Consider the following 25,513-nt stretch of genomic DNA (forward strand, 5'->3'; position numbering starts at 1 on the left):
GACTCCTGCAGAAAAGGAAGAAGTTATGCGTTCTTTCTATGCAAACGAGGTTCAGTTACTCGTTTCAACCACGGTTGTAGAGGTGGGGGTAGATGTGCCCAACGCGACACTAATGGTTATTATGGATGCAGATCGCTTTGGGTTGTCCCAGTTACATCAGTTACGTGGACGTGTCGGACGGGGCGCACATGCCTCGTACTGTGTACTGATCGCTGATCCTAAGTCGGAGGTAGGTCAGGAGCGGATGAAGGTTATGACCGATACAGATGACGGTTTTGAGGTTGCTAGACGCGATCTGGATTTGAGAGGGCCGGGGGATTTTTTTGGCACCAAGCAGAGCGGGTTGCCCGAGTTTCGGTTAGCAGATATGGTAGCGGATTTTGAGGTGCTGGAAAAGGCACGTGAGGATGCAACAGAACTGATCAAGGACTCCTCTTTTTGGACATCTTCGCAATATGAAGCGCTTCGTGGTTATTTGCAAAAAGAGCAGATTTTCCAGGGAGATCTGATCGACTGACCTATCATGAATGATGAGGAATTTTAAACGTTTTTAACAGATAGGCACAATGGACAGGCTGGCCGTCATATATTTGGGAATGACCGAATGATATGGGAGGTGTGGCGACATTGAGCTATCAGCAATATGGAATTAGTCCGCAACTGGTGGAACGGATTAAGCTGAAAATGAAAAATCGTGCGCTCAAGGAGCGGGTTAAGCAGCAGATCGAGGGTGTGACCAAGGCGGATCTGCAAAACAAAGCCAAAGTGCGTCATCTTGTGAAGTCCACTTCTGCTATTTTAAACGAACGACTGACGGCTGCACAGGAGGAGCAACTGGTCGCCTTCGTATTGGCACAAAAAATTGATCCGTCCAATACGTTCCATCTGATCAAGCTGTGGGGAATGTTCCGTTGATTGTTGTTTGTAGGGGGGCTCAAGGCGCTCTCCATGTATTTTGTGAAGCACAGATAAAAAAGGATTGCCTGATTTAGGCGATCCTTTTTTGTTTAGATTTGTATTTCATTCCCCGGGCAATAGCCTGTGAGCTTATTATAGGACTGTATTTATCATGATTGAAATCTTGATAGATGTTTCAGGGTCTGGCCAGCATGGTCTAGATACTCAATCACTTTGCCGGCCTCACCTTATCCGAAGAACTAGAATCCAGCTATTGTAAAGAGGGTTCAGCTTGTTCCCGTCTTGCCCGAACTTCCTGGACAATTTTACTGTTCATTGTTTCTGTCAGCTCATAATTCTTCATTGGACCTACGGCGAGGAATGTCAGAATCCCCGGTATAATTGTAAATAGTAGCGAGAGCCAAGTAAGGGTTGTATTTGTTTGGACTATATTAGGCTGATAACCCGCCAACGCCAGCGCATAACCACCTACGGCGCTGCCGATTGCAGCCGCCAATTTGGCCCGAAAAACGTTAGCAGAGAAAACCATCCCCTCTGATCTGTTTCCTGTTTTCCACTCTCCATAATCGACGCAATCTGCTAGCATTGTGGACATCACTACGTAGTTCAGTCCCACGCCAAAAGAAATGATACAGCTGAGAATAAAGACAAGACTAATCGAGTTACCACAGAAATAGAGAGCTACCATGGATATGGAGGTGATTAGCACCCCTGCTATGCTCGTGCTCTTTTTGCCGATCCACTTGGCAATGAACGGAACTGCGACGTTGCCTGCGATTTGAAAGCCCACATTTAAACTGACTTTGTCGCTATTTTTTGCAGATGCAGAAGTAAGCATGTTTTAACCCCTTTCAAAAATTGACGATCATAACAGGCTGTTATGATGTATTGTCATGGAAACTTGTAAGCGTTATCTCGTGATACAGAATAACAAAAGTTGTAGCAGGAGTACATGATTTTTCTGAAGCAAAAGATAGCAAAAACAAAGATTATTACAAATATTTATAGATTAAGGTTTCATTTTAGGTCTTATGATATGCTTCTTAATTTATGTTATATTTGTTATGAAGGCACCGCCCCTTGGTTAACTATAAAATTCTGAAGCATGGAGGTTAGGGATGGGTGACAATATGATTCAATTTGTAGACACACGTACCAGTTCAAAACATAAAAATATTACAGATTTAATTTTGTATAATTGTGGCTCGGAGCCTTGTTCTCCCAACCAGGATTTCGGACCTATCGCCAGGGATTTCAATCTTATTCACTTTGTATTAAAGGGTAGAGGCAAACTGATTTTAGATCAGGAAACATACAACATAGAGAAGGGACAGGCTTTTTTAATCCCTGCCAATAAGGCTGCTTATTATCAAGCTGATGAGCACGAGCCATGGGAGTATAGCTGGGTAGGTTTTATGGGGATTAAATCTGAAATGTATTTGCAAAATATCTCTCTTGTTCAGGATAATCCGTATGTGGTAAGTATCGAAGACATCACTTTTTTTCATTCGACTATTCTTGAAATGCTTCGTATAGGGAATAACACACTTTCTTCATCTTTGGCTATTCAGGGCTATTTGTGCCATATTCTCGCCAAGCTGGTGCATGAAACAGGTGAAACGATGCCTGTGAAAGAAGAGCTTCCCTATTCAGTTCAAGCTATTAACTACATGGAGAAAAACTATAGCGGGGGCATTCAAATCAGTGAGGTGGCAGAGTATCTCGGGCTTCACCCTAATTACTTGACCTCTGTTTTTAAGCAGGAAATAGGCGAAACACCAAAGCAGTATTTAATGAACATTCGGCTTAAAAAGGCATGCGAGCTATTACAGGATACCAGTTACCCTATTCAAGTAATCTCCAATTCTGTCGGTTACTCGGATCAACTGACCTTTTCGCGGGCATTTAAAAATATGATGGGCATATCTCCCAGCGCTTATCGCGAGAAAATCCTTTGATTTTGCTATATATATCTTATAAAAATACTGGTGCTTGAGGTAGGGGTGTTTTGATATCGTAAAGCTGTTGGTTTTTCCTGCATGGTATTTTAAAGGATTGCACGGAAGCACTCACTTTACGAGAGGGGAACTGCATGTGGATACACTCATTGCCTTTATTCCAGCCATAGGCTGGGGATTCATGCCGATTCTAGCACAAATGACAAAAGCTAATCCTCGCGAGCAACTGACGGGGACGGTCATCGGTGCCGTATTGTTCGCATTGTGCCTGTATTCGTACTCACCTGTTAGCTTGCAAATCACACCATTTATTGTGAGCTTTGTCTCCGGTGTGTTTTGGTCTATAGGGCAGCTGCTTCAATTTCAAGCTTTCCAGAAAGTAAGCGTTTCAACAGCTATTCCTGTTATTTGCGGGCTGCAACTCATGGGAACGACGCTTTTTGCAGCACTAATTTTGGGCGAATGGACAACCGGGTACCAAATTGGTATTGGATTGGCAGCGCTTATATTTATTTTGTCTGGAATCTTGCTAACGAGTTACCAGGGGAGATCAAGTGGTTTGTCCAAGCCTATGCCCCTTCACATTTTTGTCATGTTGGTTTGTTCGGCTATAGCCTTAACGCTGTATGTTATTATTAATCAAATCTTTCATGTCTCCGGTTTGTCGGTTATCTTGCCGCAATCACTTGGCATGCTGTGTTCAGCACTTTTAATGAACTGTAAGGGTGGGCAGAAGCTCCATCTGGTCCAGATGCTGCGCAATTTTTTACAGGTTTGTCGTGGAGCGTGGCAAATTTGGCGCTATTTATTTCGAATGGGCTTATTGGGGTCGCGGCCAGCTTTCCGATCTCTCAGGCGAGTATCGCCATCTCCTGCGTTGGCAGTATTCTGATTTTCAGGGAAAAGAAAAGTTCCCGAGAATGGCTTCGTCTACTGGCCGGCATTACGATAATAATGGTCGGAGTGGGATTGATTAGCCTGGTCAAGCTCTAAGAATATACAGAAGTAGGAGCTGCATGTGCAGTACGGCTACGGGTGTTCAGGATATATAATTGATATTGTTGGGTTTGGGTGATTTAAGCCGAAAGCTGGGAAATTGATTGTCTTACTTGTAATGACCTCCAATCTTCCTAGATCTTTCTAGAGCCTGGCCGACATGAGTGAGGGAGGAGGCTCTTACAATCGCCGCATTGCCGTAACGCTCCTTAATACTGTCAGTGACTTTTTCCAGGGAGCGTGCCCGTGTCTCGTCCTCAAAAAAGGACACCTGGTACGTTTCCGCATCCATCAGACTGCTTAGGCTAACGCCCAACCGCCTTACCGGCATGCGGTCCCAAAATTTATAGAAAATTTCCTTGACGGCTTTATAAATTTTGTTCGTGTTGTTAGTTGGATCAGGCAGCTTCATTTGGCGCGAAAATCCGGTCGGCGATTCAAATGGGCTGCACATGCAACTGACGGTAACGACATCCCCCATATACCCTTTGCGCCGGCTGTCCCGACATACTTCCTCAGTGAGTTCGAGCAGAACGGTTTCCACTTCCGAAGGCCGGAGATAGTCTCGGGGAAGGGTCATCATATGGCCAATGGATTTGGGAGGTGTCTCAAATGTTTCTGGCTTCACGGGACTGTGATCAATCCCGTTTGCGGTTCGCCATAACACCTCTGCCTGAATGTTGGACTGTTTGCCGAAATGAGACCGGAATCTATCTTGAAGTCGGGGTAAGGGAGTTCGTGCAATGTCCCCAATGGTGTATAGTCCAAGCCTCTCCAAATGCCGTTCCATACGCGAACCGATGCCAAACATAAGACGTACTGGTTGAGGCCACAGCAAGGTTGCAATGTCGGACGCAGGCAGCAAGAAAATGCCGCTGTCATTTTTTTTAGCCCATATATCTGTTGCTGTTTTAGCCAGCATTTTATTAGGACCCATACCAATGCGAATCCATACTCCTGTTTGTGCCAGCACTTTCTGCTGAATTTCACTTGCAATACTCACCGGATCTCCGAACAGGGAGAGACTTCCGCTCATATCCAGAAACTGTTCATCAATGCTGAAAACCTCAACCAAATCCGTATATTCATTATAAATTTCTGTTATTTTTAATGAGACATCGATATAATGCTGCATGCGTGGGCGTACAATGATAAGGTCAGGACATTTTTTCACAGCTTCTCCCAGACGTTCTGCAGTGGATATACCCAGTTTTTTTGCCAGCGGACACGCAGCTAAAATAATGCCTGAACGAAGTGCAGGGTCACCGGCCACAACGAGCGGCTTATGTTGGTATGAGGGATTATCCGCTTTTTCGACGCTGGTATAAAAGCTTTGGCAGTCCGCTAGAAATATGGTTCTACTTCCACGCTCTTTCAAAACGTTGACCTCCTCTTCTGATATGTAACTGATCATATTCCCAAAATATTATTGAACGTATACTCTTATAGTAGTATTATATACAGAACAAGTGTTCCTAACACAAATGTATTTTTTGGAACATTACAGTTTACGGGAAACCTAGCATGGCGTATCATATTATCTTGAGCAAAAACAAGTGGAAATGAATGAATATTGAGGGGAGAAAACCATTTTTATGAACCCAAAACGTCGACCATCATCTCAAAAACGCAGTAGGTGGCGCATTTTTGGCAGAGTTTTACTGATAAATATCAAGTGGTTCTCGTTTGCGGGTGTACTTGGAGTGCTGTTTGCCGGAGGTCTTGTATCCGGTTATGTGGCGGCACTGGTTCATGATGAACCTGTACGATCACGTCAGTTGATATATGAAAAGGTAAATGAGAATGCTCTGACCAGCTTTGTATTTTTTAATGACCAGGTAACTCCGGTTGGAAGAATGCGCATGGAGGAGGACCGACAGCTCGTTGATCTGAAGGATGTCCCTCAGTCCATTGTGGATGCCCTCATTTCAACGGAAGACAGCCAATTTTATGAGCACCATGGTGTGGATTTCAAGGGAACAGCTCGTGCTGTCAAACAGAAGCTTTTGAATGAAAACCGCCAAACAGGCGGAAGCACATTAACACAGCAGGTGGCCCGAAGAGTCTTCCTCAGTCTGGATAAAACGGACAGCCGAAAGGTGAAGGAAATGCTGCTGGCACTACGTATGGAACGTTTTATGAGCAAAGATAAAATATTAACGGCTTATTTAAACAAAATGCCATTTGGTAATGGTTCTGCTGGTTACAATTTGTACGGGATCAAGTCTGCTTCGTTAGGGATTTTCAATGTAAGTGACTTACATAAGCTTCATATTGCACAAGCGGCTTATTTGGCAGGTCTTCCGCAGCTGCCATCTGTTTATTCCGCTTTTGATGGTAAAGGGAACTTTGATGAAGAGGGTTTCAACAAGGCGATGGAACGCCAACGCGTCGTATTGGGAAGAATGCTCGCAACAGGCAAACTTACGATGTCCGAATATAACGAGGCGCTTCAATTTGACGTGAAAGCGACTCTTGCACCACATCGCGAAAAAAGCTATAATACATTTCCTTATTTGATGCTGGAAACAGAGCGAGAGGCTGCTCAGTTGTTGGTACTTCAGCAAAATCCGAATCTCACAGCAGCCGACATTTCTAAGCCTGAGCATGCAGAACTTCTTCAAAATACACGTGAAGAGTTGCAACGTTCCGGGTATCGAATTTATACAACGATAAATAAAAAAATTTATAGCAACATGCGACAGATTGCAGCCAATCCACAAAACTTTTCTCCATACAGTAAGAAGAAGGGACTAGAACAGATTGCGGCAATCATGATTGATCATAAAACGGGGGCTATTCTCGGTATGATCGAGGGTCGGGATTTTAACACCGAGCAAATGAACTATGCAACTCAAATGACACGTCAGCCCGGTTCTGCCATGAAGCCTATTGCCGCTTATTTACCTGCTTTGGAAAAGGGCTACACGCAACCGGCCGGTCTTATTGATGATTCGCAAATCATATTGAAAGATGGACGTAAAGGCTATCATATTCCTAAAAATTATAACAGAAGGTATGAGGGGCTTATGACAGCCCGTGAAGCACTCAACCGATCAATCAACATCCCTGCATTAAGGCTGTTTTTATATGAGGTTAAAATTCCAAACGCTTGGAATTTTGTGCGTTCTCTCGGAATTACGACGATTCAACCACAGGATGAACATGCTCAAACGGGGGTTCTAGGTGGACTTAGTAAGGGAGTATCCGTTAAGGAGCTGACCGCAGCATATGGGACAATTCCCAATATGGGCGTGTATAATACGCCTCACTTGATCAGTAAAATTACAGATGCCAACGGTAAAATTGTATATGAATTTAAACCACAGACAAAGCGTGTATATTCGCAACAAACCGCATTTTTGATGACCGATATGCTCAGAACCGTTATATCGGATCCGAGAGGAACTGGCAAACGTCTGCAAAAAGCTTTTAAAAGCTACGGTACCATTGATATCGCGGGTAAAACGGGTACGACACAGAACTTTGGTGATGTGTGGTTTATGGGATACACACCTGACGTTACGTTAGGTGTCTGGGCTGGTTATCGCCAACAGGTTAATACATTATCTCAAGAAGGTCACTCCAGAGCACAGTCGGTGTGGGCGCTAATCATGAATGAGGCGGTCAGGGACCAGCCTGAGCTTTTTAAGAATAAGCATTTTATACAGCCGGAAGGCGTTGTGAAAGTTACGGTTTCTAGTCTAACAGGTAAGCTGCCAGGGCGGTATTCCCGCCAATCGGGTCACCTCGTGACTGACTGGTTTAACCAAAAGTACGTGCCGACCGAAGTCGGAAGAGAACAGCTTCCACGTTCTGCTAGACCAGTGGTTCCGTCCAAACCAGATATCAAGAAAGAAGATGTCCCTGAGATTAAAGTACCTGCAACAGATCAAGAGGAGGTTCCGCCAGAGGAAACAGATCCTGCCGTTCCTGATACGGATGCAGAGCTAGAATCGCCTGATGAGAATAACAATGTGCCGTCAACAGATACTTCACAACCTTCTGTTGAAAACGAGCCGGAGACACCTTCAGAATCAGAAAACCAAAACAGTGCTCCAAAAACTCAGCCAGACCAGGTTATCGGTTCGGAACCAACAACTGATCAATCCAACAACTAAGCGACAGAGGTGAGCTAGTTAGAACACCGTTTTTAGCAATATTGACAGCAACCAATGGATGAAAATGGATTTTGGGATATTCCTCATTCCAACGCTATTCCATTACAATAGCTACCTTGACATGGGGTTGGATAGTCAGCAGCCTGTTGTAATGATGAGTAGAGCTAGCATTTTATGCGACTCTGCTCTTTTTTTCATATTAAGATCTCTCCTTTTTGAAAATACGAGTCAAATTATTTGCTATGTAACCAATGGACTTAAAATCTTTTTTTATTAAAGCAAGCAGGTAAGGCGAAATTATAAGGGGGCATAATCTTGGGTCAGATCAATTCCCAGGTAGCCTCCGAGTTTACGCCTAACCTCACTGCGAGCAAAGGAGGAGAGCATGAAAAATCGCCTTTGGTAACCGCGGCATACATACAAAACCTCTACGCCTTCATGATTTCGGATTTCGCTGTATATTTTCACTCCCTGTCTTCTCATTCGCGCCTTTGTTTCTGCTAATTGAACAGTTATGCGCTGTTGTACTTCAGTCAGGCTACGAATATACAAATCGGGCATTTTTAGAGGAGAGATATTCATAATACGAATGTCTCGTTCCAACACATCTAGCACAAGAGTTAGTAGTACACACATCTTAATCAGTCCTGCGTCTTCTTCAGAAGGCAAAGGAGCTTTATGCTTGTTATCAAGTACCTTTTTGTTTGCCATAAATATCTCCTTTACTTGGAGTAAAATTACAATATATAATAAGTATACAGAACACACGTTCTATATATACCCCATCATAGAGATTTTTCTGTTGCCAAAGCAATCATCAATTATTGGAAAAGGGGCAGGGAGAGGCATTTCCATGTGTCCTGGTCAGAAGATTCTTGTGTACATCTCCAATGACAGCCAAACAGAGTTTATGTTAAGCTAATGGATAAAAACTTACATAGAAGTGGATAGCGTTTTGACAGCGGTCGCTTTTCTACTATTTAAGTGAAGAAAGTCGAGAAAGAAGGTTTACATATTGTCACGTTCGTTATATGCAGCTTTATTATTTTTGAGTCTTATTTGGGGCGGTTCCTTTATGTTTATTAAGGTGTTATTACTACATCAAGTAGGACCGTGGACTATTGTATTTCTACGATCCAGCTTTGGCCTTGTTTTTATCGTCTTATTAATGCTTCTTATGCGCAGGCCGTTTAAAATCAAAAGCATTCCGTGGAAATCGGTTATTCTGGTAGCATGTGTAAATATGGTTTTACCATGGACGTTGATTGGTTTTAGTGAAACCAAAATAGCTAGCAGCATGGCTTCTGTATTAAATGCAACCACGCCAATATGGACAATGTTGGTGGGTCTTGTCTTTTTCGGAGCTATATTTCACCGCCTGCAGTGGTTAGGAATGGGTCTCGCTTTTATTGGAATTGTTATTTTATTGGGTATTAATCCTGCATCTATTATTTCTGTTGATCCTGTAGGTTTTGGATGTATGCTGCTTGCGACTCTCTGCTACGGATTTGGAACACAGCTCTCCAAACGTTTTCTCTCCAATCTTTCCATGTATCAGGCTACCTTTGCGACACTGTTTGGTGCGGCAGCAGGGGGTGGTATTATGATGGCGATTGTAGAGAGACCAGATTTGTCGATCGTTATTGTTCCAGGCGTATTAGGTTCTCTAGTAGGACTAGGAGTTTTAGGATCAGGAATAGCATATATTTTGTTCAACTATATGATTTTGCGGGGGAGTGCGGAATTCGCTTCTTCTGTAACATATTTTGTACCGGTGAGTGCTATCGTATGGGGCTTTTTGCTTCTGAATGAGCATATCGGCTGGAACGTGTTGACCGGTCTGGTTCTTATACTCGGGGGCGTATTTATGGCCAACCAGCGCAGAACAGCCAAATTAAGGGGGAATAATCTAAGTGGAAGCAAAACACACTCAAACCATTAAGTGTGTATTCGTTAAATCTTTGGTATAATACGTTAACTCGCACATACAATAAAGCATGCTCACACATAAAATAAAGTATGGTGCAGCAAAAAAGCAAGCTGTTTAGCAAGTGACAAGGTGTGGTATAATAAATTATAGAAATGATATGCACCACAGAAATGTCGGAATTTTATTCCACAAAAGAAAGGATCAGGATACCATGTGTCCCCGAAGGATACTTCCCCAAAGGACGATTTGGAAACGATTTGATCTGTCTTATACTTAGCTTTTCCGCGGAGTAACGTCAAGTTGCGAAAGCCAACTCTGCGGAAGAGGGGATTGTACATGCGAAGGACCAAGTCCTCCAGGCATATCTTACCAGGTTACTTCCGTAAGAGTGGGTTCATCCACATCAAACTTACGAGAAACCGAGGGAGCCTGTATGAGGAAAACTTACGAATCTATCGTGAACAATGGAGCACTGAGACAGATTGCTGTCATGTTGCTCGGAACATGCATTTTAGCTTTTACTTACTATCACATTAATGCCCAGAACCATTTGTCAGAGGGCGGCTTTGCAGGCCTAGCTCTGCTGGGTCATTATGCGTTTGGTATATCTCCAGCATGGAGTATGCTGATGCTTGATGTCCCCGTCATATTGCTGGCATGGGTACTGAAGGGCAAAAGATTTATGATGCTAGCATTAATCGGAGCCGTCGCCTTTTCACTGTTTTATGCAGGATTTGAGAAATACTCGACTCTGGTTATAGATCTGCATGGAAATCTGCTGATAGCAGCTCTACTCTGTGGAGTGCTCACAGGTTTAGGAGCCGGAATTGTATTGCGATTCGGCGGAGCAACTGGGGGCGACGATATTTTGTCTCTGCTGATCAGCGAGTGGCGCGGATGGAAAATCGGCAACGTGTTTATCGTTAGTGACATTATCGTACTAGGATTATCGCTGTTATATCTGCCTGTGAAGGAAACAATGTTTACAATACTGGCTGTGTGGCTTGCCGGAAAAATAATTACCTGGACGACTACGTTCCAATTGCACCGACCTGTGAAAAAAGTACTGCCAGCGGCTATTTCCGCTAAAAAGGTGGTTGCCAAAACAGTGCCGGTCGTCCACAGCCTTCGTCGATAAGGAAAGGGTGTTACGTCAGGAGAGAAATCTTCTTACGTAACACCCTTTCGCTGTATTCAAGCTTCGTCAGGAAAGTTTTAAATTACTTTTTCTACTGCTTCTTATCTTGTCCCACTGGATGATTATTATTCCATTCCTCAGCCTGAGCAGTGGCAATCGCAATAGAGCGCCCTTCTTCATAGCCTTCGCGGAGTAGAGCATTAGCAATATCAACGGCTTTTTCTCGCACACGAGGTTCTAGATTTTTCATGGATGGCGGGTAATCATATTTGTTCCAAGGCATAGTAGCACACTCCTTTTTAGCAGGTGATGTATTATGTATTACCCGTTATATGCTTAGGCAAACAAAAATTAAAATATGAATATATTGTAAAAATTATTTTATGAAAAAGCGTATAATGGTGTGCAGAATACCGGAAAAAGGAGTGAAGCATTTGTTTGCCTGGGGTTTCGTTTTTTTACTAACTATCATCATTCATACGACCGATAGCCTGTCCTATGCTCTTCGACTTGGTGGTTTGCGAGCACGTCGGATTGGATTGGCATTAACCGTTGCCGGAATGCTGCTGTTGGTTTCACGCACATCCAATATGGCACAGGGACCTTTACTTGGAGGGATGGTCGATCAGGCTAAAACGGCGGCACAATCGGGCGGAACGGATATGAGACTGGAATTGTATATGCACGGGGTACTGCTGGCGGCCACTGTTGGAACTATGCTTGCTATATTACTGTATCCAACCGTGGTACGTATGTCAGCCAGATGGATTGTGCATTTGGAGCATACTGGATCTATTCCAGCTTTAGTGCGTCATTTAATGAAGCGAAATCGCTGGAAGTATGCAGGCTACTACATAAAGCGTCCTACCTGGTCCATGCTTACCTCGCTGATCAGTGGAGTAATCCCCAAGCGTCTAATTATTTTGAATATAGCCGTGACCGCAATTTATACAACCGGAGTGGTATCTGCCTTATATGCGTCATTCCTGTGGCCTGCTCAAGGGACGGCAATGTCAATGTCGTCAGGCTTAATCAATGGCGTCGCAACGGTGTTGTTGACCCTGTTAATTGATCCAAGATTAGCGGTGCTGTCAGAAAAAACGCTACGAGGGGAGCTGCCTTTAGTCCGAATGAACAGCGTGTATGGTTGGATGATCATCTCGCGTTTGACAGGTACTTTATTAGCTCAGCTATTGCTGGTACCGCTAGCTATTTGGCTTGGGTGGGTGATGAGCTAGATCAATAAGGATGTGCTGACATATTCAAAAAAAGGCTGACCCGTCATCATCTAATAAAGATAATGACAGGTCAGCCCTAATGATTTTACAGCTGCTTACTTTTCAAATAATGATTTATATGCTCCATATCCTTCACGCTCCAAGTCTTCTTGAGGCACAAAGCGGAGCGCAGCAGAATTGATACAATAACGCAGACCGTCTGGACCTGGACCATCATCAAATACGTGCCCCAAATGGGAATCTGCTTCGCGACTTCGCACCTCGGTACGGATCATAAAATGACTGAGATCGGTCTTTTCTTTGACATTGTAACTACGCAGCGGACGGGTAAAGCTAGGCCAGCCACAGCCTGCATCATATTTGTCAAGTGAACTAAACAAAGGTTCTCCTGATACGATATCGACATAAATGCCTTCAGCTTCATGATCCCAAAACTCATTTTGAAATGGGCGCTCAGTTGCGTTATTTTGTGTTACTTCGTATTGAATAGGCGTCAACCGATCTTTGAGAGCGGATTTATCAATCTTGGCAGACCAATTTTTCTCAATAAAATCTTCACGTCCTGAGCCTTTGCGGTAGCGTTTGTAGTGAGCGGGGTTCTTTTTATGGTAGTCCTGATGGTATTCTTCTGCTTCATAAAAAGTTGCCGCAGGCAGAATAGAGGTAGCAATGGGCTTGTCAAAGCGGCCGCTTTGAGCCAGAGCTTCTTTGGAAGCCTCTGCCTTGATGCGTTGCTCTTCATTATGATAGAAAATAGCCGTTTGGTAGGATGAACCTCTATCGTGAAATTGCCCACCTTCATCCGTTGGATCAATCTGTTGCCAAAATAACTCCAACAGTTTTTCATACGGGAACACTTGAGGGTCAAATGTAATCTGTACAGCTTCCAGATGTCCCGTTGTTTCAGAGCATACCTCTTCATAGGTAGGATTTTCAGTATGTCCCCCTGTATATCCAGATCTAACCTTCAAAATACCGGGCATTTCCTCAAAAGGGGAGACCATGCACCAGAAGCAGCCCCCCGCAAAAGTTGCCTTTTCTACCGTGTTTGGATTGTTGGTGCTCATATTTTATCACTCCAATCTGAGAATGTTTAATTACTTGTAATTTAAATAGCTTACAATTAAATTATATACGAGTTTTTTGCAAAATCCAACGAAACATCATAAAGTACTCAGTTGCGTAGCTGTAGTGTGTCCCAAAAACTGCAACGAAACATTCTATAGAAACGGTACAAACGCATTGGTGCTATGTTTTGTTGGCGCGCCGGGCTCTTTTTCGGTAAAGTACAAATCCGCCCCCTACCAGTGCAGTATATAGCAGCAAAATAAGCAAACCTGTGATTGGATGCTCTGCAAAGGTGCCTCCTGCATAAGCATACACTGCAATTGCGGGAAGCTTGCCGATCGCTGTACCTAGCATAAAGCTCCAGAACGGAAATCCTGCTACTCCCGCATATACATTGACAGCAGCCTGAGGGATGACTGGAATCAGGCGAGCCAGTAGCACGGCAGTAAAAGGCTCTCTCTGCATGACCTGATTAAAGCGCTCCAGTGCGGGAACACGCTCCAAATAGGCACGTCCTTTATCACGGAACAGGGTGTATACGGCGCTGTATACGACCAATGCAGCCAAAGTAGTGCCAAGCCAGCAGATCAGAGCACCTTGCCAGGCACCCGCAGCATAAGCAATGGACGCGATAATCAGCTTGTAAGGGATAAACGGAATTAACGCAAATAAAAATGCGAGCATTAGCAAACCCGGAAAGGAGGTTTGCTTGTTTGCCCAGGCGAGCCAATCATATCTGTAGATAAACGCGATGCAGAGCAGCGAAACATAAGCCGCGGGGAGTAACCATTTTTTCATTTACATACCTCTTTCAATATCCCTGTTCGGCTTAATGCTTATACAAAAAATAGGGTTCACATTCCCAAAAATGTATGCTATACTGCCAGTAACAGAATAGTTCCCAAAGGGGAGTAGCTCAGCGAGTAAAGTCGTCATTACGGGATTTTTAATCCCCGGCTTTATTGGCAACGTAATGTTGTAAGCGAGACCTTTGCCAGGATTTTAGGAATCCGGGTAAATGGTCTTTTTTGATGCTCAAATTGGGTCAAGCGCCGTTTCCGGATTCCGTGAAATGGCGCTTTTTTAGTATAAAGCGCTGAACTATGTACAGTATAACAAATAAATAAAGAAGGTGGGAGAAACGTATGGATTTTTTGTCAATCGAGTTTTTAACCGCATTATTGTCTATTATTATCATTGATTTGGTGCTAGCAGGTGACAATGCGATCGTAATCGGGTTGGCGGCACGGAACGTTGATAAGGCTAACCAGAAGAAGGTCATTATCTGGGGAACGGTCGGAGCAGTCATCATTCGTGTAATTGCTACCGTGCTGGTCACATACTTACTGCAAATATATGGATTGCGTTTGATTGGGGGACTTGCCCTGATCTATATCGCTTATAAGTTGTTGGTCGAAGAGAAAAAACATGAAATTTCAGCCACAAATCAAATGTGGGCAGCAATCCGCACTATCATTATTGCCGATACGATGATGGGGCTCGATAATGTGCTTGCTGTTGCGGGAGCAGCTCATGGGAATATGTTACTTGTTATTCTTGGTCTGGCAATCTCCGTTCCAATCATGGTATGGGGAAGCACAATTATTCTGAAACTGACAGAACGTTATCCTATAGTCATTACGATTGGCGCCGCAGTATTAGCATATACCGCTGCTAAAATGGTGGTGGCCGAGCCATTGATTGCACACTGGTTCGCAAATGGAGTCGTTAAGTACGGTTTTGAAGCCTTGATTGTCGTTCTGGTTGTAGCCATCGGGATGCGTGTTAAAAAAGTAAAAGGTGAGAAAACAAAAAAGGAAGCACTGCACGCATAAGCTAACTTATTTTGAATTTTGAAGTAGTCTGGCTGAAGCTGGATACTCAAGTCTTCGAGACTGTTCCTCAATCCAACTGGATCGGGAGCAGTCTCTTTTCTTTGCTTGTCAGCGGACTTCCATGTAAACTAGACAACAGATGAATTGATTGATCAGAGGTGGAACGATATGGACAAGCAAATCAAGACAAGAGTAGCTATAGCAGGATTGGGTGGAATCGCACGCAAAGTGTATCTGCCGTTACTGGCTGCACACCAAGGCGTGGACATCGTAGGTGTGATGAACCGTTCACAGGAGCCGGTCAGCACTACTTTGGAACAGTATAGGTTACCAAGAGGGACAAGGGATGTCAAGGAAATGCTGGCATGGGAGCCGGAAGCTGTGTTTATACATGCAGCCACCGAAGCTCATTATGACCTAGTCATGGCGTGTATTGAAAAAGGGATAGCGGTGTACGTGGATAAACCATTGTCCTATGATGTGCGTCAGAATCTGGAAATGACTGCTTTCGCGGAAGCACAGGCTGTACTGCTGGCGGTAGGTTTTAATCGACGTTTTGGTCCGCACTATGTGGCGGCAAAAGCTTGGCTAGACGAAGTGGGAGGGATCAGTCAATGTGCGGCGATAAAACATCGAACTGGATATGATCGTAGACCAGCGGCACAGACGGTTTATGATGATTTAATTCATATGCTTGATTTGCTATTGTGGCTCGGTGGCGATGATTATGAGCTACTTCATAGTAGTCTGAATACAACGATTGACGGGTATATGGACGCTGCGCTCGGAACTGTGCGCCTGGGGAATGCTACGGGTACATACAGTATGAGCAGACAGGCAGGGGCAGACATAGAGAAGCTGGAGCTTCACGGAGCAGGACGGTCTGTTGAAGTAACGAATATGGAACAGGCAGTGTTCATGCAAAAAGATAGTTTATCACGAACGCAAACATTTGGAAGCTGGGATACAATATTGGAAAGACGGGGATTCACCGGCGTGGTGAATCATTTTCTGGAACATATTCATCGTCCGGAGGAGTGTGCTATACAAGCTGGAAAGGTTTTGGAAAGCCATATGCTGGCGGAAGAACTGATCAGTCGTTTGCGTGATTAATATCGAATCATGACGATCCAGACATCAAGAATTAGGTTGAAGGAGAAATGAATCAATGGAAGAAGACAACCGCGGTAAACAGCTAGAAGAGGCCATTATTGAAAATTATAAGCAAGAAGAAGATATGATGATCCTTGTGTTTGCTCAATGGTGCATCAATAACGGCTTGGAGCCAGAGGAACTATATCGTAAAGCGTATCCACAACAGGATAGCAACGAGCGTCTGCTACGAATACGCAAGCTAACTGTATCGCGCGAAGAAGCTGGTGATATTCCCTTGGATACGGTATTGGGAGTGCTGTCCATGTTCGGAAATGAGGATTTGGCGATGATCGTATCCGAGGCGGCCGCCGAGCTACCGTCGGAACGGAAATAAGTCCAGCTAAAATGAAGTGGCATCTGGCAAAAACATTCATGACATCGTGGAAATAAACTGTTTTTTTAACTGATTATATTGTTGATCAGGAGGGTACGCTGACGATGGAAGATATACCTGTGCCAAGTACTTGCAAAGGCTGTGAAAGAGATATCGCTTTGTCGGAAGAACAAATCACCAGAATTCTGAACAATATGAGACCCAAAATGGAATGTGTAAACGATGAAGTGTACGAAGCCAGACTGTTGGCCTGTGCACAATGCGATGAGTTAATGTCTGGTCACACATGTGGCATTAGCGGAAGTATTGTCCGTATACGTGCCTTAGCAGCAACTCAAAATTGTCCCAGTTACCACGGTTCACGTTGGCAAGGATCAGCTTGAAAAAATGCAATGCCCAGACTCAGTAAACCTGAGATTACAGGCTAAAGTAGTCATAACCTGGTCTGCCTTATTGGCAGATCTTTTTGGTTTGCTTGGACTTTGTTGCTAGCAATTGACAAATTGTAGACAATAAAATATATTAAACACGTAAAATGTTTTTGTTTAATTGTTAATATTTATATTAACTAAGTGATTATTAGATGTGACAATGTGTAACATTAGGGTCCGTAAAAAAATGATAGTGTAAATGTGGTTTATACTGTTTTGAAAGCGCAAACATGTGTGTGAATGCTCCAACAATCTTAATGTTTTGGGAGGGTTTGTTGTGAAGGGTTCTATTATTGTAAATACCGATTGGGAACAAGGCGTTATTAATAAAAATATTTATGGGCAATTTGCCGAGCATCTTGGACGGTGCATCTATGAAGGCTTATGGGTGGGACAGGACTCTCCAATCCCTAACACGGACGGAATTCGAAATGATGTGGTGGAAGCGCTGAAGCAGCTGAACATTCCTGTGCTGCGCTGGCCTGGAGGCTGTTTTGCCGATGAATATCATTGGAAAGATGGTATTGGACCGAAAGAAAACCGTAAGAGAATGGTAAATACGCACTGGGGCGGTGTGGTTGAAAATAACCATTTTGGTACACATGAGTTTTTCCAGTTGTGTGAGCTATTGAATGCAGAGCCGTATATCTGTGGAAATGTAGGCAGTGGTACAGTGCAGGAAATGTCGGAGTGGGTAGAGTACATGACATTTGCCGGGGAGTCTCCTATGGCTGCATGGCGTCAGGAAAACGGCCGTAAGAAACCATGGAAGCTCAAATATTTTGGAGTCGGTAACGAAAACTGGGGTTGTGGTGGTAACATGCGCCCGGAATATTATGCCGACCTGTACCGTCGCTATCAGACATATGTCCGTAACTATGGAGAGAATCGTATTTATCGAATAGCAGGCGGGGCGAATGTGGATGATTATCGTTGGACCGAAGTGCTGATGCGCGAAGCAGGGCACCTTATGGACGGTTTGAGTCTGCACAACTACACAATCCCGGGGAGCTGGGAAGGGAAACGGCACGCAGTCGGTTTTGATGAAGCGGAATGGTTTGAGACGATGAAAAAATCATTGCACATGGATGAATTGATTACTCGCCACTCTGCCATTATGGATCAATATGATCCTGACAAACGGGTCGGGTTGATCGTCGATGAGTGGGGAACTTGGTTTCTGACCGAGCCGGGTACTAATCCTGGCTTCCTGTATCAGCAAAATACGATGCGGGATGCGCTGGTAGCCGGATTACACCTGCACATATTCCATAATCATCATGATCGAGTGCAAATGACGAATATTGCTCAAATGGTCAATGTTTTGCAAGCGATGGTTCTGACAGAAGGACCAGCTATGCTGTTGACGCCAACATACCATGTATTTGAAATGTTCAAAGTGCATCAGGATGCACAAGCACTGGCTATTCACGCGAAGGTAGACAATTATGAGTACGATGGAGATTCCATCCCTCAAGTAAGTGTGTCTGCCTCTAAGGCGCAAGATGGCTCTATTCATATAAGCTTATGCAATGTCCATCCGGGCGAAACGGCAGATTTGAGCCTTGAACTAAGAGGACTCGAAGAGGGTAAGAAGATCAATGGCGCTGTCTTAGCCAGTAACGATATGCAGGCGCATAATACATTTGATCAACCAGAGCGTGTGAAAAAGGAAGCTTTTACATCTTATCAGCTACAAGGTCAGCATTTGGATGTTACACTGCCACCGACGTCGGTTGTGATGCTGACAATCGCTCCATAAAAATTAGATTGTTTAGCATCACTCGTTAAATCATTTGTTAGAAAAAGAGAGCGTTCGCCTGAACGCTCTCCTTTTTTCTACAATTGCTCGCGGTGAATCAGTCTGAATTCTTTAGGCGACATACCGAAGCGGGAACGAAACACACGGTGAAAGTATGTGTAGTTTGCAAATCCTGACGATTCTGCAGCTTGTTCCAATGACATGGGACTGAAAATGATGCGTTCCCTTGCCATGTTGAGCCTGATATCCAGTGTGTATTGCATAATGCTCGTATCGAACGTTTCCTTAAACAGGTGTACTGCTCGGGATACGCTGATTCCGACGTGTGAAGATACATCCTCCAGCTTAAAATTAGAGGATGCATTTTCTTCAATATAATTTTTTATTTGATAAGCAAGATAATTATGATGAGTAGCAATGGGCTGCTCCGATAATATACGGTCAAACTCCAAGCATAAAATGCGTATGTAATAGCTTGATATTTCCGGGTAAGGATTAGAAATACGTCGTTGCTCCAGCACTAGCTGACGAAATAAGCCAAGCAGGGCTTCTGTGAGCTGGACCTTAATTCGGTTGGGTCGTTTGTGATGATTCCACCACTCATCTACCCAGGGACCACCGAAAAAAATATGATAATCCCCACTTTCTACAACCTGCTCTCCCATGGGGTTCAGCTCACTGTGAATATCCAGTTCATAAGGCTCGGTAGGATTAAATAGCAGCAGGTCCCCTGCCTCAATCCGTGTCATTTTCCCGTCAATGCGTGCTTGGCAGCGTCCATCTGTTTGCAGTCGGAATAAATAATTTTTGATTCCATCAGGCTGGTTTGAATAAAAGGGCTTACGGTGGAAGGAATAGCCTGCGGTAAGAACCTGGCAAGGCTCAACAATAGACATGATGATGACTCCTTTGGCACTTGGCTGTTTCAAATATTGACCAGATTGTTCATGTTTTAATCATATTATTCATTTTAAACGAAAGCAAAATAGAATACCATGTGAACTGTAAAGCTTACATGTTAGAGGCCAAGGAGTGTGAAGACTGTAGAGCGAATCAATCCTGGAATATCGGCTGTGGTAACATTAGCTTGGTACATCCTGAAACTCTCCAACCAAATCGCTCATTGGAGCGGGTGGCCTTCGCTAATCTATGAGGTGAGAGGGCCACGAAGGGGCCGATGAATGGAGTGTTGAAAACGTATACAAAGCGAATGGGTTGCTGCACTATCCTGAGAGGGAGCTTACATTTTTCTGCCGGTGCCTGGCAGCCATGCACCGCAGATGTGTGATACCGAAGGCGGGCAAGTATGTGTAATGGAACAGATATGACAGAAATTCATCCTAACGAAGAGGTGAAGGGGATTGACTAAAGTAGGATTGCAATTATACACAGTTAGGGAAGAGCTTGAGCAGGATTTTGAAGGTACATTACGCAAGGTGGCTGAGCTGGGCTATAAAGGGGTTGAATTTCATAACTTCTTCGGACGCAGTGCCAAGGATGTCAGAGCGCTTTTGGATGAACTGGATCTGGAGGTTGTCGGAACCCATATACAATACACCCGCTTACTGGATCATTTGGATGAAGAAATTGCATATCATAAAGAATTGGGCAACAAGTACCTAATTATTCCTTATTTAACCGAAGAAGAGCGGAAGTGGGATGACCTTTTTGTTAATCTGAACCGTATTGGTAAAAAAGTAAAAGAACATGGGTTGATACTGGCTTATCATAATCATGATTTTGAACTAACGGAGAAAATCAATGATCGACCGGTATTCGATGCTTTATATGATGCGGTTTCTGATGATTTGTTACAGGTCGAAATGGATACTTGTTGGGTATACTATGGTGGCTATGATCCAGTGGAATACATCGGACGATATCGTGGACGCCTGCCTATCATTCACTTGAAGGATATGGCGCGCGACGAGCAGCAAAAAGCAGTTACTGTAGAGTTAGGCAAAGGAGAAGTGCAGCTTCAAGCCATAACAGACGCCGCTATTGAAGCAGGTGTGGATTGGGTTGTAGTGGAACAGGATTTCAGCTCCAATCCTCCAATCGAAAGCATTGAAACCAGTATAAAGTGGCTCCAACAATACGCAGCTCAAGGAGGAAATATTCATGTCTAAAACACTCAAGATCGGGATTATCGGTTGTGGGGGCATTGCCAACGGCAAACATTTGCCGAGTCTCGCCAAGCAAAAAAGAGCGGAAATCATTGCTTTCTGTGACATTATACAGGAACGTGCTGAAGAAGCTGCTGCAAAGTATGGTGCTGAAGGATCACAAGTTTATAGCGATTATCGTCAGTTACTAGAAAATAAAGATATTGAAGTCGTACATGTATGTACCCCTAACGATTCGCACTCGGAAATTACGGTAGCAGCGCTTGAGGCAGGTAAGCATGTACTATGTGAAAAGCCGATGGCTAAAACTGCTGAGCAAGCAAGGGAAATGCTTGATGCAGCCAACCGTACAGGCAAAAAGTTATCCATTGCTTATCAAAACCGTTATCGTGATGACAGTCTGTATCTAAAGCAATTGGTTGAGCAAGGAGAGCTTGGTGAGATTTATCTCGGAAAAGCCATTGCTCTGCGCCGCCGTGCGGTTCCGACCTGGGGAGTATTTTTGGATGAAGAGAAACAGGGCGGTGGTCCGCTGATTGATATCGGCACACATGCACTCGACTTGACACTCTGGCTGATGGATAATTACAAGCCTAAAAGCGTGCTAGGCTCAACCTTTCATAAACTGGGGGATCGGAAAAATGCAGCAAACGCTTTTGGGCCGTGGAATCCTGAGGAATTTAAAGTAGAAGACTCGGCTTTTGGGTTCATCACTATGCAAAATGGAGCTACGATTGTATTGGAATCCAGTTGGGCATTAAATGTTGTCGAGTTTGGTGAAGCCAAGACGTTGTTATGCGGTACCGAAGGCGGAGCAGATATGCAGGATGGATTGCGCATTAACGGGGAAAAGAACAGCCGCTTGTTTGATACGAAAATAGATCTGGATGCAGGAGGGGTGGCCTTTTACTCCGGTGAAACGGAAAATGAAGCAGACCGCGAAGCCCGCCTGTGGATTGAATCTATTCTGGACGACAAAGAACTCCTTGTGAAGCCGGAGCAGGCACTGGTGGTTACTGAGATTTTGGAAGCCATCTATGAATCGGCCCGCACGGGAAAAGCAGTCTACTTTGACTAAGCCTTGTAATGATGCCGAATAGACGATCACTATAATGAAAGCAGCTTATTTCACATATGATACAGGGAGGGATTTCTTTTGAAACTTGGAGTATTTATGGTGTTGTTCGGTGGACGTTCGTTGGAGGAGGCGCTGGATTATGTGGCTTCTCAAGGATTGGATGCTGTAGAAATCGGAACAGGCGGAAACCCGGGAGATAAGCATTGTAAGCCGGATGAGCTGCTGGAGAACGATACGGCACTCAAAAATTTTAAAAAGGCAGTAGAATCCCGGGGACTGACGATTAGCGCGCTTAGTTGTCATGGTAATGCGCTTCATCCGCAAAAGCATTTGGCACAGGCTGATCATGATGCATTTTTGAAAACCGTCCGATTGGCAGAAAAGCTGGAAGTTCCTGTCGTGAACACTTTCTCAGGCTGCCCGGGGGATCACGAGGACGCGAAGTATCCAAACTGGCCCGTGGCTCCGTGGCCAAATGATTTTCAGGAAGTGTTAAAGTGGCAATGGGAGAATAAAATTATTCCTTACTGGACTGAAATGGGTAAATTTGCGGCAGATCATCATGTTAAAATAGGACTGGAGTTACACGGGGGCTTCTCCGTTCATACACCAGCAACCTTGCTTCGTTTGCGTGAAGCGGTGGGAGAGGTCATTGGTGCTAACCTGGATCCGAGCCATATGTGGTGGCAGGGGATTGATCCCGTACAGGCGGTTCAAATTTTAGGCCGAGAGGGTGCCATTCACCATTTCCACGCTAAGGATACGACGATTGATCCGATCAATGTTAATAAATACGGACTTACCGATATGCAGGAATATACGAATATGTTAGATCGAGCATGGCAGTTCCGTACCGTGGGCTATGGGCATGATGTAAAAACCTGGGCAGATATTATCAGTGCTCTGCGTCTGGTGGGGTACGATTATGTAGTGAGTATTGAGCATGAAGATGGTTTGATGTCTGTGGAAGAAGGCTTTACTAAGGCTGTCCATAATCTTCGCCAGGTCCTGATTGAAGAACCGCTGAGCGAGATGTGGTGGGTCTAACCTAATAGGGGGAACTATGGATGATTAACGTCACCATTTGGAATGAATTTCTAAATGAAAAGTTGAATGATGAAGCCAAACGGATTTATCCTAACGGTATACACCAGGCGTTGGCTGACGGCTTAGCAGATGAGGGGTTTACCATCCGAACAGCCACCCTGCGTGATGATGCCGAGCATGGTTTGGGAGAAGAAATCCTCAATTCCACAGATGTGCTGCTGTGGTGGGGACATAAAGCCCACGATCAGGTGAGCGATGAAGTTACAGCGCGTGTTGTCAAGCGTGTGCAGGAAGGAATGGGCCTCATCGTTCTGCATTCAGGTCATTTTTCCAAGCCATTTAAAGCTCTGATGGGCACCAGTTGTGATTTAAAATGGAGAGTTGCAGGCGAGCAGGAGATTATTTGGTCGGTAAATCCATCACATCCCATTGTGGAAGGAATAGACGCTAAAATTCTCCTAGCGCAAGAAGAGATGTATGGTGAGTTCTTTGATATTCCAACGCCGGATGAACTGGTCTTTGTCAGTAACTTTGAAGGCGGCGAAGTATTTAGAACTGGCTGTACCTTCTATCGAGGGAATGGTAAAATATTCTACTTTAGACCAGGCCATGAAACCTATCCGACTTATTACCAGCCTGATATTTTGAAGGTCATTGCTAACAGCATCCGTTGGGCTTCTCCGACAAAAAATAAAAAACCAATATATGGTAGAAGTGAGCCGGTAAGGCCACTAGGTAGAGTGTTGGTATAGTTAATGGTCACATATTTATGACTTTCTATAAATAGGGTTTACAGGCGGAATCTCTGGGGATTCCGCTTTTTTTGTATTTAACGATTTAGACATATACCTGTCGTGTTGGTTTGTTGTATAATCAGTTTTGGTCACGGCAACTTTATCAGCGCAGGTATTAAATTTAAGAAAGTGTTTTCTTTCGGGATAAAGTATGCTAAAATGATATATACTAACAAAAGGAAAGCTTTATCAAACCGAAATGCAAAAGAAGGTGAAAAATTTGGAGAGTCAACCGCAATTTACAAAAATGTGTCCGCGTTTTGAAACCGCCTTTTCATGTCTGGGTAAGCGTTGGAATGGATTGATTATTCAATCCATGATGAGCGGTCCCAAGCGGTTTAAGGATATTTCCAATCTGATTCCCACAATGAGTGACAAAATGTTATCAGAGCGGATGAAGGATCTGGAAAATGAGGGAATCCTTACACGCCATGTATACCCGGAAACTCCTGTCCGCATTGAATATGAACTAACGACCAAAGGTCGTGCGCTTCAGCCAGTTATGGAACAGATTCAATTTTGGGCTGAGGAATGGATTAGATGATCACCAAACTCATTAAGTGTTTCTTATAGCAAAACAGCCTTTTCCAAGGAAAAAGGCTGTTTTTATTTTTTGTAATAGTTGGGTACGGCTTAATAGCTTTTGGCACGCCCTGCAACTGAGAATGTTCCGGCTGTTGTACGGCGGGAGACACGGGATTGAATATCCAGTGCAGCTGAACGAAATGTACCTAGGCACGAGTGGCAAAGTCTTCCCGCATATATAGGAGAACGGCAGGACTCACAAGGATAATCAAGCTGACTATATGTGGAGGGAAATTTGCCTGTTCTTACCCAATCTATGAGCAAATCCATTGGTGTGCCGGTCATATCACTGAGCTGGCGAGTATGAGTAGAAGGATGCTTCCATAGATAGTTAGAACAGCGGTCAAAGAATATATTTTCTTCCTGGATACAAGTAGTGCACAGGTTTCTAAGATTTTGACGGAAAACGGAACCGCATTTTGGGCAATTGGAAGTATGTATCTCCATAGAAACCAGTCCTTTGTATCGAAAATGTTATAACATTTTTAAATTTATTAGTTACATATTACTATGACTTTATACCTATATCAATCTTTATTTAGAGAATTGCTGATCATTAAGTATATGTTGAGATTTGTATTGACATTACTCAATCTTTATTTTTAACTTACGGATCACCTATGCTTGCTAGTGAACAGACAGACTGTACCGCATTTTTAAAGCAGTTGGGAAAAGTGTTCGCCCTAAGACAATTGTTCTCTTTACAGCTCATTGGGAGACACAAGTGTTAACGATCAGTTCAATGGATGGTGTGTACGAAATAATTTATGACTTTGGAGGCTTTCCGCCCGAACTGTACAAAGTGAAATATCCAGCACATGGTTCTGTTGAACTAGGGCCTGTACGCAAACTGTACAGCCCATAAAAATCTAGTAAAATAAGGAATATGAGACGAAGATATGAGTTAACAGATGAAGAATGAAATATCCTTGAACCCTTGCTGCCCCCGGCCCGAAAAAAACAAGGAGGACGTCCACCTAAAGATCGGCGTCAGATGCT

The 25,513-nt window shown here is 44.0% G+C and carries 24 protein-coding genes and 2 pseudogenes; 19 read left to right on the forward strand and 7 right to left on the reverse strand.

Features of this window, described 5'->3' with window-relative positions:
* Together AC5V8P_RS07215 and AC5V8P_RS07220 are read left to right on the forward strand one after the other, a co-directional pair.
* Window positions 1-517: helicase-related protein (locus tag AC5V8P_RS07215; RefSeq protein ID WP_495473589.1), on the forward strand; the 517-nt coding region annotated here is incomplete at its 5' end.
* Between the two features lie 110 nt (window positions 518-627).
* Window positions 628-915 (forward strand): stage VI sporulation protein F, encoded by a 288-nt coding sequence (locus AC5V8P_RS07220; protein WP_063213614.1) that lies wholly within the window; start codon window positions 628-630, stop codon window positions 913-915.
* A gap of 253 nt (window positions 916-1,168) precedes the next feature.
* Here the strand turns inward: AC5V8P_RS07220 and AC5V8P_RS07225 are convergent, their stop codons facing one another.
* Window positions 1,169-1,756: an MFS transporter gene (locus AC5V8P_RS07225; protein ID WP_231116793.1), complete on the reverse strand. Its 588-nt coding sequence runs from the start codon at window positions 1,754-1,756 to the stop codon at window positions 1,169-1,171.
* Window positions 1,757-2,036: 280 nt separating this feature from the next.
* On the opposite strand from AC5V8P_RS07225, the gene AC5V8P_RS07230 reads away from it, so the two are divergent.
* Window positions 2,037-2,876 (forward strand): AraC family transcriptional regulator, encoded by an 840-nt coding sequence (locus tag AC5V8P_RS07230; RefSeq protein WP_064796316.1) that lies wholly within the window; start codon window positions 2,037-2,039, stop codon window positions 2,874-2,876.
* 199 nt (window positions 2,877-3,075) lie between these two features.
* Window positions 3,076-3,869: pseudogene (locus tag AC5V8P_RS07235) on the forward strand (GRP family sugar transporter).
* A gap of 112 nt (window positions 3,870-3,981) precedes the next feature.
* Here AC5V8P_RS07235 and AC5V8P_RS07240 read toward each other — a convergent pair.
* Window positions 3,982-5,250, reverse strand: a complete 1,269-nt coding sequence (locus tag AC5V8P_RS07240; RefSeq protein WP_231116794.1) for a DNA polymerase IV — start codon at window positions 5,248-5,250, stop codon at window positions 3,982-3,984.
* A gap of 217 nt (window positions 5,251-5,467) precedes the next feature.
* On the opposite strand from AC5V8P_RS07240, the gene AC5V8P_RS07245 reads away from it, so the two are divergent.
* Window positions 5,468-7,993 (forward strand): transglycosylase domain-containing protein, encoded by a 2,526-nt coding sequence (locus AC5V8P_RS07245; protein WP_064796318.1) that lies wholly within the window; start codon window positions 5,468-5,470, stop codon window positions 7,991-7,993.
* Window positions 7,994-8,290: 297 nt separating this feature from the next.
* Here the strand turns inward: AC5V8P_RS07245 and AC5V8P_RS07250 are convergent, their stop codons facing one another.
* Complete coding sequence (locus tag AC5V8P_RS07250; protein ID WP_064796319.1) at window positions 8,291-8,704, reverse strand: YhjD family protein; 414 nt, start codon at window positions 8,702-8,704, stop codon at window positions 8,291-8,293.
* Between the two features lie 304 nt (window positions 8,705-9,008).
* Between AC5V8P_RS07250 and AC5V8P_RS07255 the strand changes: the two genes are divergently transcribed.
* The gene (locus AC5V8P_RS07255; RefSeq protein ID WP_064796320.1) at window positions 9,009-9,935 is read left to right on the forward strand and encodes a DMT family transporter; all 927 of its coding nucleotides are present in this window, start codon (window positions 9,009-9,011) and stop codon (window positions 9,933-9,935) included.
* Between the two features lie 421 nt (window positions 9,936-10,356).
* Window positions 10,357-11,061: a YitT family protein gene (locus tag AC5V8P_RS07260; protein WP_064796321.1), complete on the forward strand. Its 705-nt coding sequence runs from the start codon at window positions 10,357-10,359 to the stop codon at window positions 11,059-11,061.
* Window positions 11,062-11,152: 91 nt separating this feature from the next.
* Here the strand turns inward: AC5V8P_RS07260 and AC5V8P_RS07265 are convergent, their stop codons facing one another.
* Window positions 11,153-11,344 (reverse strand): DUF2188 domain-containing protein, encoded by a 192-nt coding sequence (locus AC5V8P_RS07265; protein WP_064796322.1) that lies wholly within the window; start codon window positions 11,342-11,344, stop codon window positions 11,153-11,155.
* 151 nt (window positions 11,345-11,495) lie between these two features.
* Here AC5V8P_RS07265 and AC5V8P_RS07270 point away from each other — a divergent pair, with 151 nt between their 5' ends.
* Window positions 11,496-12,299 carry a lipid II flippase Amj family protein gene (locus tag AC5V8P_RS07270; protein ID WP_064796323.1) on the forward strand — a complete coding sequence of 268 codons (804 nt, stop codon included), beginning with the start codon at window positions 11,496-11,498 and terminating at the stop codon, window positions 12,297-12,299.
* A 95-nt stretch (window positions 12,300-12,394) separates the two neighbouring features.
* Here AC5V8P_RS07270 and msrA read toward each other — a convergent pair whose 3' ends face one another.
* Together msrA and AC5V8P_RS07280 are read right to left on the reverse strand one after the other, a co-directional pair.
* Window positions 12,395-13,366, reverse strand: a complete 972-nt coding sequence (gene msrA / locus AC5V8P_RS07275) for a peptide-methionine (S)-S-oxide reductase MsrA (protein ID WP_064796324.1) — start codon at window positions 13,364-13,366, stop codon at window positions 12,395-12,397.
* 181 nt (window positions 13,367-13,547) lie between these two features.
* Entirely contained in the window at window positions 13,548-14,165 is a 618-nt protein-coding gene (locus AC5V8P_RS07280; protein ID WP_064796325.1) for a TVP38/TMEM64 family protein, read from the reverse strand.
* Between the two features lie 347 nt (window positions 14,166-14,512).
* Here AC5V8P_RS07280 and AC5V8P_RS07285 point away from each other — a divergent pair, with 347 nt between their 5' ends.
* The 5 genes from AC5V8P_RS07285 (at window position 14,513) to AC5V8P_RS07305 (ending at window position 18,884) form a co-directional block, all read left to right on the forward strand.
* Complete coding sequence (locus tag AC5V8P_RS07285; protein ID WP_064796326.1) at window positions 14,513-15,202, forward strand: TerC family protein; 690 nt, start codon at window positions 14,513-14,515, stop codon at window positions 15,200-15,202.
* A 168-nt stretch (window positions 15,203-15,370) separates the two neighbouring features.
* Window positions 15,371-16,315: a Gfo/Idh/MocA family protein gene (locus tag AC5V8P_RS07290; RefSeq protein WP_064796327.1), complete on the forward strand. Its 945-nt coding sequence runs from the start codon at window positions 15,371-15,373 to the stop codon at window positions 16,313-16,315.
* 55 nt (window positions 16,316-16,370) lie between these two features.
* Window positions 16,371-16,691, forward strand: a complete 321-nt coding sequence (gene yxiS / locus AC5V8P_RS07295) for a protein YxiS (protein ID WP_063213600.1) — start codon at window positions 16,371-16,373, stop codon at window positions 16,689-16,691.
* Between the two features lie 104 nt (window positions 16,692-16,795).
* Window positions 16,796-17,074, forward strand: coding sequence for a DUF6171 family protein (locus AC5V8P_RS07300; protein WP_064796328.1), 279 nt, complete (start codon window positions 16,796-16,798; stop codon window positions 17,072-17,074).
* A 325-nt stretch (window positions 17,075-17,399) separates the two neighbouring features.
* The gene (locus AC5V8P_RS07305; protein ID WP_064796329.1) at window positions 17,400-18,884 is read left to right on the forward strand and encodes an alpha-N-arabinofuranosidase; all 1,485 of its coding nucleotides are present in this window, start codon (window positions 17,400-17,402) and stop codon (window positions 18,882-18,884) included.
* Between the two features lie 77 nt (window positions 18,885-18,961).
* On the opposite strand, the gene AC5V8P_RS07310 is transcribed toward AC5V8P_RS07305, so the two are convergent.
* Complete coding sequence (locus tag AC5V8P_RS07310; RefSeq protein ID WP_063213597.1) at window positions 18,962-19,780, reverse strand: AraC family transcriptional regulator; 819 nt, start codon at window positions 19,778-19,780, stop codon at window positions 18,962-18,964.
* 465 nt (window positions 19,781-20,245) lie between these two features.
* Between AC5V8P_RS07310 and AC5V8P_RS07315 the strand changes: the two genes are divergently transcribed.
* The 6 genes and pseudogenes from AC5V8P_RS07315 to AC5V8P_RS07340 all read left to right on the forward strand — a co-directional run.
* Window positions 20,246-21,013: a sugar phosphate isomerase/epimerase family protein gene (locus AC5V8P_RS07315; protein ID WP_064796330.1), complete on the forward strand. Its 768-nt coding sequence runs from the start codon at window positions 20,246-20,248 to the stop codon at window positions 21,011-21,013.
* The gene (locus AC5V8P_RS07320) at window positions 21,006-22,088 is read left to right on the forward strand and encodes a Gfo/Idh/MocA family protein (protein ID WP_064796331.1); all 1,083 of its coding nucleotides are present in this window, start codon (window positions 21,006-21,008) and stop codon (window positions 22,086-22,088) included. The genes AC5V8P_RS07315 and AC5V8P_RS07320 overlap by 8 nt, the downstream gene beginning before the upstream one ends.
* Before the next feature lie 78 nt (window positions 22,089-22,166).
* Window positions 22,167-23,135 carry a sugar phosphate isomerase/epimerase family protein gene (locus AC5V8P_RS07325; RefSeq protein WP_064796332.1) on the forward strand — a complete coding sequence of 323 codons (969 nt, stop codon included), beginning with the start codon at window positions 22,167-22,169 and terminating at the stop codon, window positions 23,133-23,135.
* Window positions 23,136-23,155: 20 nt separating this feature from the next.
* Entirely contained in the window at window positions 23,156-23,887 is a 732-nt protein-coding gene (locus tag AC5V8P_RS07330) for a ThuA domain-containing protein (protein ID WP_064796333.1), read from the forward strand.
* A gap of 241 nt (window positions 23,888-24,128) precedes the next feature.
* Entirely contained in the window at window positions 24,129-24,473 is a 345-nt protein-coding gene (locus AC5V8P_RS07335) for a winged helix-turn-helix transcriptional regulator (RefSeq protein ID WP_013371810.1), read from the forward strand.
* Between the two features lie 625 nt (window positions 24,474-25,098).
* A pseudogene (locus AC5V8P_RS07340) lies at window positions 25,099-25,370 on the forward strand (dioxygenase family protein); the annotation flags it as partial.
* Window positions 25,371-25,513 lie beyond the last annotated feature (143 nt).

This window comes from Paenibacillus sp. N119s (assembly GCF_059447605.1).

Bases quoted from the DNA above. Each gene is read 5' to 3' on its own strand.
- AC5V8P_RS07300 (WP_064796328.1), top strand. From the start codon at position 16,796: ATGGAAGATATACCTGTGCCAAGTACTTGCAAAGGCTGTGAAAGAGAT.
- AC5V8P_RS07310 (WP_063213597.1), bottom strand. From the start codon at position 19,780: ATGTCTATTGTTGAGCCTTGCCAGGTTCTTACCGCAGGCTATTCCTTC.
- AC5V8P_RS07250 (WP_064796319.1), bottom strand. From the start codon at position 8,704: ATGGCAAACAAAAAGGTACTTGATAACAAGCATAAAGCTCCTTTGCCT.
- AC5V8P_RS07290 (WP_064796327.1), top strand. From the start codon at position 15,371: ATGGACAAGCAAATCAAGACAAGAGTAGCTATAGCAGGATTGGGTGGA.
- msrA (WP_064796324.1), bottom strand. From the start codon at position 13,366: ATGAGCACCAACAATCCAAACACGGTAGAAAAGGCAACTTTTGCGGGG.
- AC5V8P_RS07225 (WP_231116793.1), bottom strand. From the start codon at position 1,756: ATGCTTACTTCTGCATCTGCAAAAAATAGCGACAAAGTCAGTTTAAAT.
- AC5V8P_RS07230 (WP_064796316.1), top strand. From the start codon at position 2,037: ATGGGTGACAATATGATTCAATTTGTAGACACACGTACCAGTTCAAAA.
- AC5V8P_RS07335 (WP_013371810.1), top strand. From the start codon at position 24,129: ATGCAAAAGAAGGTGAAAAATTTGGAGAGTCAACCGCAATTTACAAAA.
- AC5V8P_RS07245 (WP_064796318.1), top strand. From the start codon at position 5,468: ATGAACCCAAAACGTCGACCATCATCTCAAAAACGCAGTAGGTGGCGC.
- AC5V8P_RS07330 (WP_064796333.1), top strand. From the start codon at position 23,156: ATGATTAACGTCACCATTTGGAATGAATTTCTAAATGAAAAGTTGAAT.
- AC5V8P_RS07285 (WP_064796326.1), top strand. From the start codon at position 14,513: ATGGATTTTTTGTCAATCGAGTTTTTAACCGCATTATTGTCTATTATT.
- AC5V8P_RS07320 (WP_064796331.1), top strand. From the start codon at position 21,006: ATGTCTAAAACACTCAAGATCGGGATTATCGGTTGTGGGGGCATTGCC.
- AC5V8P_RS07280 (WP_064796325.1), bottom strand. From the start codon at position 14,165: ATGAAAAAATGGTTACTCCCCGCGGCTTATGTTTCGCTGCTCTGCATC.
- AC5V8P_RS07265 (WP_064796322.1), bottom strand. From the start codon at position 11,344: ATGCCTTGGAACAAATATGATTACCCGCCATCCATGAAAAATCTAGAA.
- AC5V8P_RS07260 (WP_064796321.1), top strand. From the start codon at position 10,357: ATGAGGAAAACTTACGAATCTATCGTGAACAATGGAGCACTGAGACAG.
- yxiS (WP_063213600.1), top strand. From the start codon at position 16,371: ATGGAAGAAGACAACCGCGGTAAACAGCTAGAAGAGGCCATTATTGAA.